Consider the following 14,000-nt stretch of genomic DNA (forward strand, 5'->3'; position numbering starts at 1 on the left):
GGACCCCCGCGGGTGGGTACGCAGGGGGGACCGTGTGAGCGATCCCGGAGGAGCGACATCCATGAGCGAGACCAACCCCGTCGAAAGGGCGGCTCAGAAGGTCACCGATGCCGTTCAAGGCGATGGTTCGGCACCGCCGGAGGGCATCCCCGGCAAGCCCGGTCCTCAGTCACCGCCCGTGTCGGAGCCGACCCGGCCGCGCGAACCGCTGCCGCCGAAGCCCGACCAGAGCGGCCCCGACACCCTTTCGCCGACCGGACAGCCGACCGGAGCCGAACAGGCCCAGGTGGCGCAGGCGGGTGCGTTCCTGACCGACGCCCAGGGCACCCGGCGGCACGACACCGACCACTCCCTCAAGGCCGGAGCGCGGGGACCCGTCCTGCTGCAGGACCACCACCTGCGGGAAAAGGTCATGCACTTCGACCACGAACGCATCCCCGAGCGCGTCGTCCACGCCCGGGGAGCCGCGGCCCACGGCGTCTTCAGGGGGTACGGAACGGCCGGTTCCGTGACCAAGGCGGCCTTCCTGGCGAAGGACGTGGAGACGCCGGTGTTCGTGCGCTTCTCCACGGTGCTCGGTTCTCGCGGCTCGTCCGACACCGTGCGCGACACGCGAGGGTTCGCCACGAAGTTCTACACCAGTGAGGGCGTCTTCGACCTGGTCGGCAACAACATCCCGGTCTTCTTCATCCAGGACGCCATCAAGTTCCCCGACGTCATCCACGCCGGCAAGCCGCATCCGGATCGCGAGATCCCGCAGGCGCAGAGCGCCCATGACACGTTCTGGGACTTCGTCACCCTGCACACCGAAGCGACCCACCACACCCTGTGGAACATGTCCGACCGTGGCATCCCCCGTTCCTACCGGACGATGGAGGGCTTCGGAGTCCACACCTTCCGCCTGGTCAACGCCGCCGGCGAGACCACGCTGGTGAAGTTCCACTGGAAGCCGAAGCTCGGCGTGCACTCCCTGGTGTGGGAGGAGGCGCAGATCATCAACGGTGTCGATCCGGACTTCCACCGCCGGGACCTCGCCGACGCCATCGAGGCGGGCGCCCACCCGCAGTGGGAACTCGGCATCCAGACCTTCCCCGACACCCCCGACCAGACGTTCGAGGGTATCGACCTGCTGGACCCCACCAACCTCGTGCCCGAGGAACTCGCACCCGTGCAGCCCATCGGGCTGCTCACCCTCGACCGCAACCCGTCGAACTACTTCGCCGAGACCGAACAGGTCGCCTTCCACGTCGGTCACCTCGTTCCCGGCATCGACGTCACCGACGATCCGCTGCTCGCGGGGCGTCTGTTCTCCTACCTCGACACCCAGATCACCCGGCTCGGCGGGCCCAACTTCCCCCAGCTGCCCATCAACCGCCCGCACGCACCCGTCAACGACATGCTGCGCGACGGCATGCACCAGGCGGCCGTCCACCGCGGGGTCGCCCCCTACCGGCCCAACTCCCTGGACGGCGGCTGCCCCTTCACCGCCGGAGCGGACACCGCGGCGTACGTCGAGGCGCCGGTACGCGTCCCGGAGGCGGCCAAGGTACGCGAGGCGCCGGAGTCCTTCTCCGATCACTTCAGCCAGGCCCGCCGGTTCTGGCTGAGCATGAGCCCGGTCGAACGCGAGCACATCATCGGCGCCTACACCTTCGAACTCGGCAAATGCTACGAGCAGGCCGTCAAGGAGCGCGCCTTGCAGGTACTGGCCAACATCGACGGTGACCTGTGCGCCCAGGTCGCCGAGGGGCTGGGTCTGCCGGCGCCGGAGCCCACCGTGCCGCTCGCCGAGGTGGAGCCGAGCCCGGCCCTGTCCCAGGTCGGGCGGACCTGGCCCACCGACGGGCGCGTCGTCGGCATCGTCACCGGTCCCGGCGGCGACCTCGACGGCGTGCGCGCCGTGCGGGAAGCGATCCTGCGGGCCGGCATGGTGCCGCTCGTCGTCGCGCCGACGGGCGGCACCCTGAACACGGACGACGGGCCCTTGACCGTTCAGCGGACCTTCGTCACCGCCCGGTCCGTCGAGTTCGATGCTCTGCTGCTCGCCGGCCCGCCCGGCCTGGGCGGCGACGCCCACGGGGCCCGGGACGCCAAGGCCGGAGCCGCGGGCGCGCGCCAGGGGACGCACGACCCGCGCGTCGGCCTGCTGCTGTCCGAGGCGTTCCGGCACGGCAAGGCGATCGGCGCCTGGGCGGGCGGCGAGACGGTCCTGGAGGCGGCGGCCGTGCCCGCCGACGCACCCGGCGTGATCGTCGGCGACGGCGCGACGGCCACGCTGGAACAGCTCAGCCGGCTGATGGCCTCCCACCGTGTCTGGGAGCGCTTCACCGACCATGCCTGAGCGGGCCCCGGGACGTCCCTGAGCGACCCCGCGACGTCCCGGAGCGGACCCCACGACGCCTCTGGGCGGGGTCCGCGGGAGCGAGCGGCGGGCTGCTGCGGCAGTCCGCCGCCGGGTCCGGACGGCCCGGATCGTCCTCCCCGGCTGTCTCGCTCGGTCATCATGCTCGCTCCCGGACGCAAGGTGACCGAGCGAGGGAGACTCCGGTTCCGCCCTGTCGGCCTCCCCGCCCCACGCGCCGGGGTACCACCTGGAGCGGCTGTACCGCCGTACGTGCGCGGCCGCGCCGCACAGCCGAGCTCCGCCTACGGTGTGCCCGGTTCCGTGCCTGCCACATAGACGGTGTTGGCCGAGGTACCGCCCTGCAGGGGGTTGTCGAACTCGACGACATGGGCCGCTGCTCGGGCGAAGACCTCGGTGAGGGCGGAGGTGAACGTCTCGTCCGGGGGATCGTTCGACCACAGGGCGAACACCCCGCCAGGGTGAAGATGTCCGGCGAGGGCGCGGAGCCCGGCCGGCCGGTAGAGCGCCGCGTGGCGGGGGTGGAGCACATGGCGCGGTGAGTGGTCGACGTCCAGCAGGACGGCGTGGAAGCGGCGGCCCGGCTCGGTCGGGTCCAGACCGCGGGGGTCGGCGGCCAGCGCGAAGAAGTCCCCGTGGACCAGGCGGCAGCGGGCGTCCGCGGACAGCCGGGTCCCGAGGGGCACCAGGCCCCGCTGGTGCCAGTCGATGACTTCGGCGAGCGCGTCGATCACAGTCAGTGAGCGCACCCGGGGGTCGTCCAGGGCCGCCCGGGCGGTGTAGCCGAGCCCGAGGCCGCCGACGACCACGTCCAGTCCGGTGTCCGGCAGTTCCGCCAGGCCCCGTTCCGCGAGCGCGACCTCGCCGGTGGTGAAGAGGCTGGACATCAGGAACTCGTCGCCGAGCTTCACCTCGTACACGTCCTCGCCCGACACCGGGTCGCGGCGGCGGCGCAGACTGATCTCACCGATCGGTGTCCGCCGCCAGTCGATCTCCTCGAAACGCAGGCCCATCCGTTCCCCTTCTCCGGCCCTTCGGTGTGCTGCTGCGGGGGTGGCCCGGTCAGGCGTCGATGATGACGGGGATGATCAGCGGCCTGCGGCGGTGCGTGCGGAAGGCCCAGTTCGCCACGGCGCGGGCGATGAGCTGTTCGAGCTGGTGGGCGTCGCCGACGCCTTCCTGAGCCGCGTTGGCCAGCGTTTTCTCGATGACGGGGATGACCGGTTCGAAGGTGGTCTCGTCGTGGACGAAGCCGCGCGCCAGGAAGTCGGGGGCCTCGGCGAGGACGCCGGTGTCGGCGTCGACGATGGCCACGACCGTGATGACGCCCTCCTGCGAGAGGGTGAGACGGTCCTTGAGGGACGCCTCCGTGGCGCCGCCGACTTCCATGCCGTCCACGTACACGTTCCCCGCGGGCACCTTGCCCGTGATGGAGGCACGGCCGTCGACGAGGTCGACGACGACACCGTCCTCGGCGATCACGACCCGCTCGGGATCCACGCCGGTACGGATGGCGAGGTCGGCGTTGGCCCGCAGGTGGCGGAACTCGCCGTGGACCGGCATGACGTTGCGAGGGCGGACGATGTTGTAGCAGTAGACGAGTTCCCCGGCGCTGGCGTGGCCGGAGACGTGCACCTTGGCGTTGCCCTTGTGGACGACGTTGGCGCCCCACCGGGTCAGGCCGTTGATCACCCGGTAGATGGCGTTCTCGTTGCCGGGAATGAGGGAACTGGCGAGCAGGACGGTGTCGCCCTTGCCGATGCGGATCTGGTGGTCGCGGTTGGCCATCCGGGACAGGGCGGCCATCGGTTCCCCCTGGGAGCCCGTGCACACCAGGGTGATCTTGTGGTCGGGGAGCTTCTCCAGCTCCTTGGTGCTCACGATCAGGCCGGAGGGGACCTTCAGATACCCCAGGTCGCGGGCGATGCCCATGTTGCGGACCATGGAGCGGCCGACGAAGGCCACCTTGCGGCCGTGCGCGTGGGCCGCGTCCAGGACCTGCTGGATGCGGTGCACGTGGCTGGCGAAGCTGGAGACGATGACCCGGCGCGGCGCGGTGCGCATCACCTGCTCGATCGCGGGGTTCAGCTCGCGTTCGGAGGTGGTGAAGCCGGGGACCTCGGCGTTGGTGGAGTCGGTGAGGAACAGGTCCACCCCCTCCTCGCCGAGCCGGGCGAAGGCACGCAGGTCGGTGATCCGGTCGTCCAGCGGGAACTGGTCCATCTTGAAGTCACCGGTGTGCAGCACCAGCCCGGCCGCGGTACGCAGGGCCACCGCGAGGCTGTCCGGGATGGAGTGGTTGACGGCCACGAACTCGCAGTCGAAGGGGCCGAAGCCACGCCGGTCTCCCTCGCGTACCCGCACCGAGCGGGGCCTGATCCCGTGCTCCTTGAGCTTGGCCTCCAGGAAGGCCAGGGTGAGCTTCGAACCGACGACGGGAATGTCCGACCGCTCCCGCAGCAGATAGGGCACGCCGCCGATGTGGTCCTCGTGGCCGTGGGTGAGCACGATGGCCACGATGTCGTCGAGGCGGTCCCTGAACGAGGTGAAGTCGGGCAGGATCACGTCCACGCCGGGCTGGTTCTCCTCCGGGAACAGCACACCGCAGTCCACGATCAGCAGCTTGCCGGCATGCTCGAAGACCGTCATGTTGCGGCCGATCTCGCCCAGACCGCCCAAGGCGGTGACCCTCAGCCCTCCGTGGGGCAGCGGCGGTGCGGCTTTGAGTTCGGGGTGCGGATGGCTCATAGCCCGACGTTACCGGAGAGCCCGCCGAGGTGATCCACTGCCCGTGGGTCTCCGACGCCCACATCCGGGACACCTCCTCGGTCACCGCCCTGGACGCGATCGAGAACGAGTACGCCCGGCGGGCGAACCCGCCGACCGTCTCGATCTGCGCGAGCGCATCCGCACCGCCTTGGGACGACGGCCCGTCAACCTCAGGTCGCACATGGTCGCGACCTGGGTTTGATGTGGGGACGGCAGTCGGGCATCCAGCATGACGGTGTGACTGAGACACTGCCGGGTCTTCACATGTCCCTCCTGGAAACCGTGGTTGTGGCAGGTGCCGCCGCGCTCGTGACGGCCCGCTGGCTTCCCCAGCGGATGCGTCGCCCGACCGCGTTCGGTGCCTCGGTGCTGGTGCTGCTGTCCGGCATCGCACTGGTGTGGGGTCCGGTGCGCTGGCAGATGGTGCCCGTCCTGGCCGGCGCGGCACTCGTCCTGCCGTTCGCCGTCGCAGCCGAGCTGCGCACGCGCGGCGGCCGGCCGCCGCGCAGGACTCGGTGGTGGGCGGCGCTGCCGGTGTCACTGGCGTGCCTGTGTTTGGTCGCGGTCGGTCCGGCCGCCTCCTGGGCCTTTCCCGTGCCGGCGTTCCCGGCGCCGTCCGGCCCCTTCGCCGTGGGCACCAGCGTCGTGCAGTGGACCGACGCCGACCGTCCCGAAGACGCCACCCCCGACGGGGAGGACCGGCGCACCGTGGTGGTGCAGTTGTGGTACCCGGCGCGGAAGAACCCGACGGATGCGCGACGTGCCGGCTACCTCGGGCGCACGGACCGCGAGGCGGACATCGTCTCCGATGCCCTCGCCGACTACGTCGGCATGCCCGGCTTCCTGCTCGACGGCCTGCCCCGCGCCCGTACCCACGCGGTGGCCGACGCGCCGGTGGCCGACGGCACCGGACGCTTCCCGGTCGTGGTGTTCTCCCCGGGACTGGGCGGAGTGCGCACCCAGAACTCGGCATGGGCGCAGGAACTGGCCAGCCACGGCTACGTCGTCGCAGCCCTCGACCACCCCTACGACTCCGCCGCCGTCGTCCTCGCCGACGGCCGGACCATTCGCACGAAGGTCACCGCCACGGGCGACGCCGACCGTGACGAAGCGCTGGCGGTCAAGTGGACCGCGGTCCGCGCCGCCGACCTGGGTTTCGTCCTCACCCAGCTGGACCGTGTCGCCCGAGGCGAGATACCGGGCCCCGTGGGCGGGCGCATGGACACCGGCCGAGTGGCCGTCGCAGGTCACTCCCTCGGCGGAGGTGCCGCCCTGCAGGCGGCCCGTCAGGACCACCGGTTCGATGCCGTCATCGACCTCGACGGCTTTCCGCACGACCCCGACGCGCAGCCCTTCCCGCAGCCGGTGCTGGCGCTGACCCAGGACGTCCACCAGGACATCGACCCCGACTACATCCCCCGCCTCACCCATGTGCTCGCCCTGAGCGGTGCGACCAGCTACCGGCTCAGCGTCCCCGGCGCGGCGCACCTCACGTTCACCGACGCCCCGCTCTACCTCCCCCCGGTGGAGTCGATCGTCGGATCACGCGGCCGCACCGAGGGACCGCACATCACCGCCGCCGCCTCGCTCGCCTTCCTCGACACCACGCTGCGCGACCAGCCGGATGACCTGGCCACCCGTCTGACCGCGCACGGTGCCCTCACCGTCTACCCGCCGCGCGACGGTACCTGAACGCACGGGAGCGCCTGACGAAGCCGGGTGCGGTCCCGCGCACTTCCGCCGGCGTCCGACGAAGCTCTGCGCGGCCGACGCCCTGGAGCGATCCGGCCCGCGGGCGGTGCTGGGTGGTACCGGGACAACGCAGGAGGCGGGAGAATCCGTGGTGACTGCGGCTCGGCGGCCCGGGCACTCCTCGCCGACCATCAACCCCCGGTTACTATGGTCACTTCATGCTGTAGGCCGGAAGCAAGGGGCCGGGACGGCCACGGACGAACTGCTGGGGAGGCGGGGAGATCTGCATGCCGGTCGAAACTCCCCGGATTCTCCCCAGCGCTGGTGACGGGCAGTTCCCGCTGTGGGACACCTCCGAGGCTCGCCCTGGATCGCAAGGTCGACGGCGGGAGAGGTGAGGAAATGCTGAGAAGGGTCACCGCGACCCGCTACATCGAGCCCCTGCACTCCGGCGGCTCCGTCCCCGGCGTCGTCGAGGCCGACGACCTCGGCTCGTACGTCGTGAAGTTCACCGGCTCCGCCCAGGGGCGCAAGGCGCTGGTCGCCGAGGTGATCGTGGGGGAGCTGGCCCGGGCGCTCGGGCTGCGCTTCCCCGAGCTGGTGCTGGTGCGTTTCGACCCGGCGATCGCCGCGCACGAGCCGCACCAGGAGGTGCGGGAGCTGCATGCCGCCAGCGCGGGCGTCAACCTGGGCATGGACTATCTGCCGGGCGCCCGCGACTTCACCCCCGAGAGCGCGGGGACCTTCCCCGTGGACCCGGTGGAGGCCGGCCGGATCGTCTGGCTGGACGCCCTGACCGCGAACGTCGACCGTACGGTCCACAGCACCAATCTGATGATCTGGCCGACCCTGGGGACGGTCCCCCCGCGCCTGTGGCTGATCGACCACGGCGCGGCCCTGGTCTTCCACCACCGCTGGGATGCCTCCGACCCCGAGAAGGCCTACGACTTCCGCCATCACGCCCTCGGCTCCTACGGCCCCGACGTGCGGGCCGCCGACGCCGAGCTGGCGCCCCGGGTGACGCCCGAGCTGCTGCGCTCGGTCACGCAGTGCGTCCCGGACGCCTGGCTCGCCGGGGAGGAGGAGGCCACGGCTCCGGACGACGTCCGGGCGGCGTACGTGGATCATCTCCACGCGCGCGTGCGTGCCTCCGCCGCCTGGCTGCCCACCGACTTCCCCGCCCGGGAGGAGCTGGCCGCCGAGGACGCCCGGCGTGCGGCGCGCTCCCAGCGGGGCCGCCCGGACTGGCTCAAGCGCGTCCCCGACCTGCACGGCAGGCCGGCGGCCGAACAGGACTGGTCGGTGCACCTGGGATGAGCGCGGCCGTACAGATCGAGTACTGCACCCAGTGCCGCCGGCTGCCCAGGGCGGCCTGGCCGGCGCAGGAGCTGCTGACGACCTTCGAGACCGAGCTGACGGAGCTGTCTCTCAAGCCCGGCACGGGCGGGGTCTTCGTCGTCCGCGTCGACGGCGAGGTGGTGTGGGACCGCCGCGAGCAGGGTTTCCCGGAGCCCACCGCGGTCAAGCGGGCCGTACGCGACCGAGTGGCCCCGGGCAGACCCCTGGGCCACTCGGACCGTCCGGGTGGGTCGGGCCCGCCCTGCGTCAGCCCGTGAGCCGCTCGTACGCGGGCAGGGTGAGGAAGTCCGCGTAGTCCTCGTCGAGCGCCACCTGCAGCAGCAGGTCGTGGGCCTGCTGCCAGTGGCCGGCGGCGAAGGCTTCCGCGCCGATCTCCTCCCGGATGGCGGCCAGTTCCTCGGCGGCGACCTTGCGGGCCAGCTCGGGGGTGGCCTTCTCGCCGTTCTCGAACTCGACGCCCGCGTTGATCCACTGCCAGATCTGCGAGCGGGAGATCTCGGCGGTGGCCGCGTCCTCCATGAGGTTGAAGATGGCCACGGCGCCGAGGCCGCGCAGCCAGGCCTCGATGTAACGGATGCCCACCTGCACGGCGTTGACGAGACCGGCGTACGTCGGCTTCGCCTCCAGGGAGCCGACGGCGATCAGGTCCGCGGCCTCGACGTGCACGTCCTCGCGCAGCCGGTCCTTCTGGTTCGGCTTGTCACCGAGGACCCGGTCGAACGACTCCATGGCGATCGGCACCAGGTCGGGGTGGGCGACCCAGGAGCCGTCGAAGCCGTCGTTCGCCTCGCGGTCCTTGTCGGCGCGGACCTTCTCGAAGGCGACCTTGTTGACCTCGGCGTCCCGGCGGGACGGGATGAACGCCGCCATGCCGCCGATGGCGTGCGCGCCGCGCTTGTGGCAGGTGCGGACCAGCAGCTCCGTGTAGGCGCGCATGAAGGGGGCCGTCATCGTCACCGCGTTGCGGTCCGGGAGGACGAACTCGGCGCCGCCGTCACGGAAGTTCTTGACGATGGAGAACAGGTAGTCCCAGCGGCCGGCGTTCAGCCCGGAGGCGTGGTCCCGGAGTTCGTAGAGGATCTCCTCCATCTCGTACGCGGCCGTGATCGTCTCGATCAGGACGGTGGCGCGGACGGTGCCCTGCGGGATGCCGACGTGGTCCTGCGCGAAGACGAACACGTCGTTCCAGAGGCGGGCCTCCAGGTGGGACTCCGTCTTCGGGAGGTAGAAGTAAGGGCCCTTGCCGAGGTCGAGCAGGCGGCGGGCGTTGTGGAAGAAGTACAGGCCGAAGTCGACCAGGGCGCCCGGGACCTGCTGCCCGTCGACCTGGAGGTGACGCTCGTTCAGGTGCCAGCCGCGGGGCCGCATGACCACGGTGGCGAGCTCGTCGTCCGGGCGCAGGGCGTACGTCTTGCCGGACCCGGGGTCGGTGAAGTCGATGCTGCGGGTGTAGGCGTCGATCAGGTTGAGCTGGCCGAGGACGACGTTCTCCCAGGTCGGCGCGGAGGCGTCCTCGAAGTCCGCGAGCCAGACCCTTGCCCCCGAGTTGAGGGCGTTGATGGTCATCTTGCGGTCGGTGGGGCCGGTGATCTCGACGCGCCGGTCGTTCAGCGCGGCGGGGGCGGGGGCGACCCGCCAGGAGTCGTCCGCGCGGATGGCGGCGGTCTCCGGGAGGAAGTCGAGCGTGGCGGTGCGGGCGATCTCGGCGCGGCGCGCCGCCCGGCGGGCGAGGAGTTCGTCACGGCGCGGCGTGAACCGCCGGTGCAGTTCGGCCACGAAGGCCAGTGCCGCGTCGGTGAGGACCTCTTCCTGCCGGGGCAGGGGCTCGGCGTCGACGATGGCCAGCGGGGACGGCGCTGGTGCGGACATGAGCTGTCACTTCCTTCAGCGGTGGCACCGGGTGCCGAGAGGTACGAACGGGGACTTTTGGCGCCCGCGGTTCGGTCGGGCGCTTCTGATCAGTGGATAGTAGTTTCCTCATTGTGGAACTTCAATGATTTGTTGATGTCGAGATTCTCCGGGTCGAGGGAAGGTGGCTCTCGGTGCCACCGCGCTCACTCAAGGTGGCTCAGGTCCGCCTCGGTGTCGATGTCGTACGGCCGGGCCACGTCCCCGCACTCCACGAGCCGGACGTCCTGCGCGTGTGCCCGCAGATAGGCGCGCGCCCCCTGGTCCCCCGTGGCGCTCGCCGCGATGCCGGCCCAGTGGGCCGCCCCGAACAGCACGGGATGCCCGCGCACCCCCTCGTAGGACGCCGCGGCCAGCGAGGTCTCGTCCCGGTACGCGGCGAGGACCCGTCCCGCCGCCTCCGCCCCGATGCCCGGCTGGTCCACGAGCAGCACCAGCGCGGCCCGCGCCCCGCTTTCGGCGAGCGAGTCGAGCCCGGCCCGCAGCGACGACCCCATGCCTTGCTCCCAGTCCGGGTTCGTCACGACCGCGCAGCCGTCGAGCCGCGCGCGCTCGAGTACGGTGCCGGCGGCGGCTCCGAGCACCACGTGCAGGCGCGCGCAGCCCGCCGCGCGCAGCACGCCCACCGCGTGCTCCACCAGGGGGCGGCCCCGGTGCTGCAACAGCGCCTTGGGGCGTCCTCCGAGCCGCCGCCCGCCGCCGGCCGCCAGCAGCAGCCCGGTGACCTGGTCCTCGCAACGCGTCATGTGCCGTCCTCGTCGATGGTCGTTCTCCCTGCCTACCCCGGCCGGGCCGGCCGTGACGGTCTCCCGCGGCTGAATTTCCGTCACGGCTGTGGCGCGGTGGCGCGGGGTGGCGTTTACTGACCCGCGTCCCTCGGCGGCCGGGCGCCGTCACGGGGCGGCGAGGCGGGAGACGACGGACTCGCGCACAAGGACGTGCGAGGGGGCGGGAGCTGTGTTGCGGAGCTTGGGGCAGAGGCCAGTGACCGGCAGCGACAAGGATCCGAGAGTGGCGGGACTGCGGGTCGCCGTGTCCCGGCTGCGCCGCCAACTCGCGGCGCACCCGGCGGAGTTCCCGGACCGCGCCATCGCCGAGGACGAATTGGCGACGCTGGCCGCGATGATGATCGACGGCGTCCCCGACATCCCCCGGCTGCGCCGCTCCTTACTGGTCATCGCCGGCGCGATCGGCTCCGTCAGCGCCCTGTCCCCGGGGCTGTCGGAGGTCCGCGCGGCGGTGGACCTGTTCGGCGAACCGCACGGACGGTAGCGGGGCGGCGCGCCCGCCGGGAAGGCGGCGGATCGGCGCGCCCGCCAGGATGCCGCCGGACCGGCGATCGGCGCGCCCGCCGGGAAGGTCGGGCGCGCCGTCGTGTGCGCGCGAGGTGCGGGGTCGCGGTGGCGGGGTGGTGCGGCGGGCTTCGGTGTCGACTCGAGTGAGTGCCGCCCGGGCGGGGCCGGGTGCCGGTTCGGCTCGGGCCGGGTGCCTCAGAGCTGGTGCTGGCCGGCCAGGGCCTCGGACAGTTCGGCCGCGATCTGCTGCAGCACCGGCACGATCTTCTCCGTGGCGGCCTCGGTGACGCGGCCCGCCGGGCCGGAGATGGAGATGGCCGCGGCGGTGGGGGAGTCGGGCACCGGGACCGCGAGGCAGCGCACGCCGATCTCCTGCTCGTTGTCGTCCACCGCGTACCCGGCCCGGCGCACATCGCCCAGTGCGGCCAGGAACCCGTCGGGCGTGGTGATCGTCTTCTCGGTCGCGGCCGGCATCCCGGTGCGGCCCAGCAGGGCGCGTACCTCCTCGTCCGGGAACGAGGCGAGCAGCGCCTTGCCGACGCCCGTGGAGTGCGGCAGCACCCGTCGCCCGACCTCGGTGAACATCCGCATCGAGTGCTTCGACGGCACCTGGGCGACATAGACGATCTCGTCGCCGTCCAGCAGTGCCATGTTCGCCGTCTCGCCGGTCTCCTCCACCAGCCGCGCCAGGTGTGGCCGGGCCCAGGTGCCCAGCAGCCGGGCCGCCGACTCACCGAGGCGGATCAGGCGCGGCCCCAGCGCGTACCGGCGGTTGGGCTGCTGGCGGACGTAACCGCAGGCCACGAGGGTGCGCATCAGACGGTGGATGGTCGGCAGCGGCAGGCCGCTGCTCGCCGAGAGCTCGCTCAGCCCCACCTCGCCGCCCGCGTCGGCCATCCGCTCCAGAAGATCGAAGGCGCGCTCGAGGGACTGGACGCCTCCGCCGGCGGACCGGGCGGAGTCGGTGGTGCTGGCGCTGGACGTCGGCACGGCGCGTTCCTTTCGGGACTGACGGGAGGGCAGAAGCCTACCCGGCAGTCGGTTGACTCCCGGTTGGTACGTAACTACGTTCTGCCTTGTGGAAGTCTAATTCCGCCTTGTGGAAACGTCCAGAGTTCGCGTCAGCGGTGCATGGTGGAGAGTGTGCCCCTTGACGGGCCCCCGGAGGGAGTGAAGACTCCTTCAACAGAAAGTTGAATTCCGTCACGTGGAAGTCAACGGCGGCAGAGAGGGGTCCGGGTGTCCGACGCTGAACTGGTGCTGCGCTCGACGCGCGTCATCACCCCGGAGGGGATGCGGCCCGCCACGGTCACCGTCTCCGCCGGCGAGATCACGGCCGTGCTCGGACACGACGCCGAGGTACCCGCCGGCGCCCGCCTGGAGGACCTGGGCGACGACGTCCTGCTGCCCGGCCTGGTCGACACCCACGTGCACGTCAACGACCCCGGCCGCACCGAGTGGGAGGGCTTCTGGACCGCCACCCGCGCCGCGGCGGCCGGCGGTATCACCACCCTCGTCGACATGCCGCTCAACTCCCTCCCGCCGACGACCACGGTCGAGCACCTGCGGACCAAGGAGGCGGTCGCCGCCGACAAGGCACACGTCGACGTCGGCTTCTGGGGCGGCGCGCTGCCCGACAACGTCAAGCACCTGCGCCCGCTGCACGACGCCGGGGTCTTCGGCTTCAAGGCCTTCCTGTCCCCCTCCGGAGTGGACGAGTTCCCGCACCTCGACCAGGACCGGCTCGCCCGGTCCCTGGCCGAGATCGCGGACTTCGGCGGACTGCTCATCGTGCACGCCGAGGACCCGCACCACCTCGCCGCCGCCCCGCAGCAGGGCGGCCCCCGGTACGCCGACTTCCTCGCCAGCCGCCCGCGCGACGCCGAGGACACCGCGATCGCCGCGCTCATCGCCCAGGCCCGGCGCCTGAACGCGCGCGTGCACGTGCTGCACCTGTCCTCCAGCGACGCGCTGCCGCTGATCGCCGAGGCCAGGGCCGCGGGGGTGCGGATCACGGCCGAGACCTGCCCGCACTACCTGACCCTGACCGCGGAGGAAGTCCCCGACGGCGCCAGCGAGTTCAAGTGCTGCCCGCCCATCCGCGAGGCGGCCAACCAGGACCTGCTGTGGCAGGCACTGGCGGACGGCACCATCGACTGCGTGGTCACCGACCACTCGCCGTCCACCGCCGACCTGAAGACCGACGACTTCGCGACCGCCTGGGGCGGTATCTCGGGGCTGCAGCTGAGCCTGGCGGCCGTGTGGACCGAGGCCCGCCGACGCGGTCACGACCTCACCGACGTCGTGCGGTGGATGTCGTCCCGCACGGCCGGACTGGTCGGCCTGGACCGCAAGGGCGCCATCGAGGCGGGCCGCGACGCCGACTTCGCCGTCCTCGCCCCCGACGAGACCTTCACCGTCGACCCGGCGGCACTCCAGCACCGCAACCGCGTGACGGCGTACGCCGGCCGGACCCTGTACGGCGTGGTGAGGTCCACCTGGCTGCGCGGCGAACGCATCGCCGCCGACGGCGAGTTCACCGAGCCGAAGGGCCGGCTGCTCCACCGCACCTCCTGAGTCCCCGCGCCCGCAGCGGGCCGAACCCGAAAGGAACC

Annotated in this window: 11 protein-coding genes; 6 read left to right on the forward strand and 5 right to left on the reverse strand. The window is 71.9% G+C overall.

Annotation, left to right across the window (positions count from 1 at the left end; all coding sequences use genetic code 11):
• Window positions 1-61: 61 nt before the first annotated feature.
• Window positions 62-2,341, forward strand: coding sequence for a catalase (locus ACSLTV_RS14395; protein ID WP_432133751.1), 2,280 nt, complete (start codon window positions 62-64; stop codon window positions 2,339-2,341).
• A gap of 305 nt (window positions 2,342-2,646) precedes the next feature.
• On the opposite strand, the gene ACSLTV_RS14400 is transcribed toward ACSLTV_RS14395, so the two are convergent.
• Window positions 2,647-3,375: a spermidine synthase gene (locus ACSLTV_RS14400; protein ID WP_432133752.1), complete on the reverse strand. Its 729-nt coding sequence runs from the start codon at window positions 3,373-3,375 to the stop codon at window positions 2,647-2,649.
• Between the two features lie 49 nt (window positions 3,376-3,424).
• A complete protein-coding gene (locus tag ACSLTV_RS14405) occupies window positions 3,425-5,110 on the reverse strand; it encodes a ribonuclease J (protein ID WP_432156451.1) in 1,686 nt (561 codons plus the stop codon).
• A 222-nt stretch (window positions 5,111-5,332) separates the two neighbouring features.
• On the opposite strand from ACSLTV_RS14405, the gene ACSLTV_RS14410 reads away from it, so the two are divergent.
• From ACSLTV_RS14410 to ACSLTV_RS14420, 3 genes are all read left to right on the forward strand, one after another.
• Window positions 5,333-6,823 (forward strand): alpha/beta hydrolase family protein, encoded by a 1,491-nt coding sequence (locus tag ACSLTV_RS14410; protein WP_435612260.1) that lies wholly within the window; start codon window positions 5,333-5,335, stop codon window positions 6,821-6,823.
• Window positions 6,824-7,225: 402 nt separating this feature from the next.
• Entirely contained in the window at window positions 7,226-8,140 is a 915-nt protein-coding gene (locus ACSLTV_RS14415) for a HipA family kinase (RefSeq protein WP_432156449.1), read from the forward strand.
• Window positions 8,137-8,439, forward strand: a complete 303-nt coding sequence (locus ACSLTV_RS14420; RefSeq protein ID WP_432133756.1) for a SelT/SelW/SelH family protein — start codon at window positions 8,137-8,139, stop codon at window positions 8,437-8,439. Before ACSLTV_RS14415 ends, ACSLTV_RS14420 begins: the two co-directional genes overlap by 4 nt.
• Here the strand turns inward: ACSLTV_RS14420 and aceB are convergent.
• Both aceB and ACSLTV_RS14430 read right to left on the reverse strand, forming a co-directional pair.
• Window positions 8,429-10,051 (reverse strand): malate synthase A, encoded by a 1,623-nt coding sequence (aceB, locus tag ACSLTV_RS14425; protein ID WP_435612261.1) that lies wholly within the window; start codon window positions 10,049-10,051, stop codon window positions 8,429-8,431. The two genes, ACSLTV_RS14420 and aceB, sit on opposite strands and share 11 nt — an antisense overlap.
• Before the next feature lie 185 nt (window positions 10,052-10,236).
• The gene (locus ACSLTV_RS14430; protein WP_435612262.1) at window positions 10,237-10,836 is read right to left on the reverse strand and encodes a nucleotidyltransferase family protein; all 600 of its coding nucleotides are present in this window, start codon (window positions 10,834-10,836) and stop codon (window positions 10,237-10,239) included.
• Between the two features lie 238 nt (window positions 10,837-11,074).
• Here ACSLTV_RS14430 and ACSLTV_RS14435 point away from each other — a divergent pair, with 238 nt between their 5' ends.
• Complete coding sequence (locus tag ACSLTV_RS14435) at window positions 11,075-11,362, forward strand: DUF5955 family protein (protein WP_435612263.1); 288 nt, start codon at window positions 11,075-11,077, stop codon at window positions 11,360-11,362.
• A 218-nt stretch (window positions 11,363-11,580) separates the two neighbouring features.
• Here the strand turns inward: ACSLTV_RS14435 and allR are convergent, their stop codons facing one another.
• Window positions 11,581-12,375 (reverse strand): allantoin degradation transcriptional regulator AllR, encoded by a 795-nt coding sequence (allR, locus tag ACSLTV_RS14440; RefSeq protein WP_432133760.1) that lies wholly within the window; start codon window positions 12,373-12,375, stop codon window positions 11,581-11,583.
• A 249-nt stretch (window positions 12,376-12,624) separates the two neighbouring features.
• Here allR and allB point away from each other — a divergent pair, with 249 nt between their 5' ends.
• Window positions 12,625-13,962, forward strand: coding sequence for an allantoinase AllB (gene allB / locus ACSLTV_RS14445; protein WP_432133761.1), 1,338 nt, complete (start codon window positions 12,625-12,627; stop codon window positions 13,960-13,962).
• Window positions 13,963-14,000 lie beyond the last annotated feature (38 nt).

This window comes from Streptomyces sp. bgisy159 (assembly GCF_965341775.1).
In the GTDB taxonomy this organism is placed as follows: Bacteria; Actinomycetota; Actinomycetes; order Streptomycetales; family Streptomycetaceae; genus Streptomyces.

Excerpts from the sequence above, each read along its gene's own strand:
- ACSLTV_RS14395 (WP_432133751.1), top strand. The coding sequence starts at position 62 with ATGAGCGAGACCAACCCCGTCGAAAGGGCGGCTCAGAAGGTCACCGAT.
- ACSLTV_RS14400 (WP_432133752.1), bottom strand. The coding sequence starts at position 3,375 with ATGGGCCTGCGTTTCGAGGAGATCGACTGGCGGCGGACACCGATCGGT.
- ACSLTV_RS14405 (WP_432156451.1), bottom strand. The coding sequence starts at position 5,110 with ATGAGCCATCCGCACCCCGAACTCAAAGCCGCACCGCCGCTGCCCCAC.
- ACSLTV_RS14410 (WP_435612260.1), top strand. The coding sequence starts at position 5,333 with ATGTGGGGACGGCAGTCGGGCATCCAGCATGACGGTGTGACTGAGACA.
- ACSLTV_RS14415 (WP_432156449.1), top strand. The coding sequence starts at position 7,226 with ATGCTGAGAAGGGTCACCGCGACCCGCTACATCGAGCCCCTGCACTCC.
- ACSLTV_RS14420 (WP_432133756.1), top strand. The coding sequence starts at position 8,137 with ATGAGCGCGGCCGTACAGATCGAGTACTGCACCCAGTGCCGCCGGCTG.
- aceB (WP_435612261.1), bottom strand. The coding sequence starts at position 10,051 with ATGTCCGCACCAGCGCCGTCCCCGCTGGCCATCGTCGACGCCGAGCCC.
- ACSLTV_RS14430 (WP_435612262.1), bottom strand. The coding sequence starts at position 10,836 with ATGACGCGTTGCGAGGACCAGGTCACCGGGCTGCTGCTGGCGGCCGGC.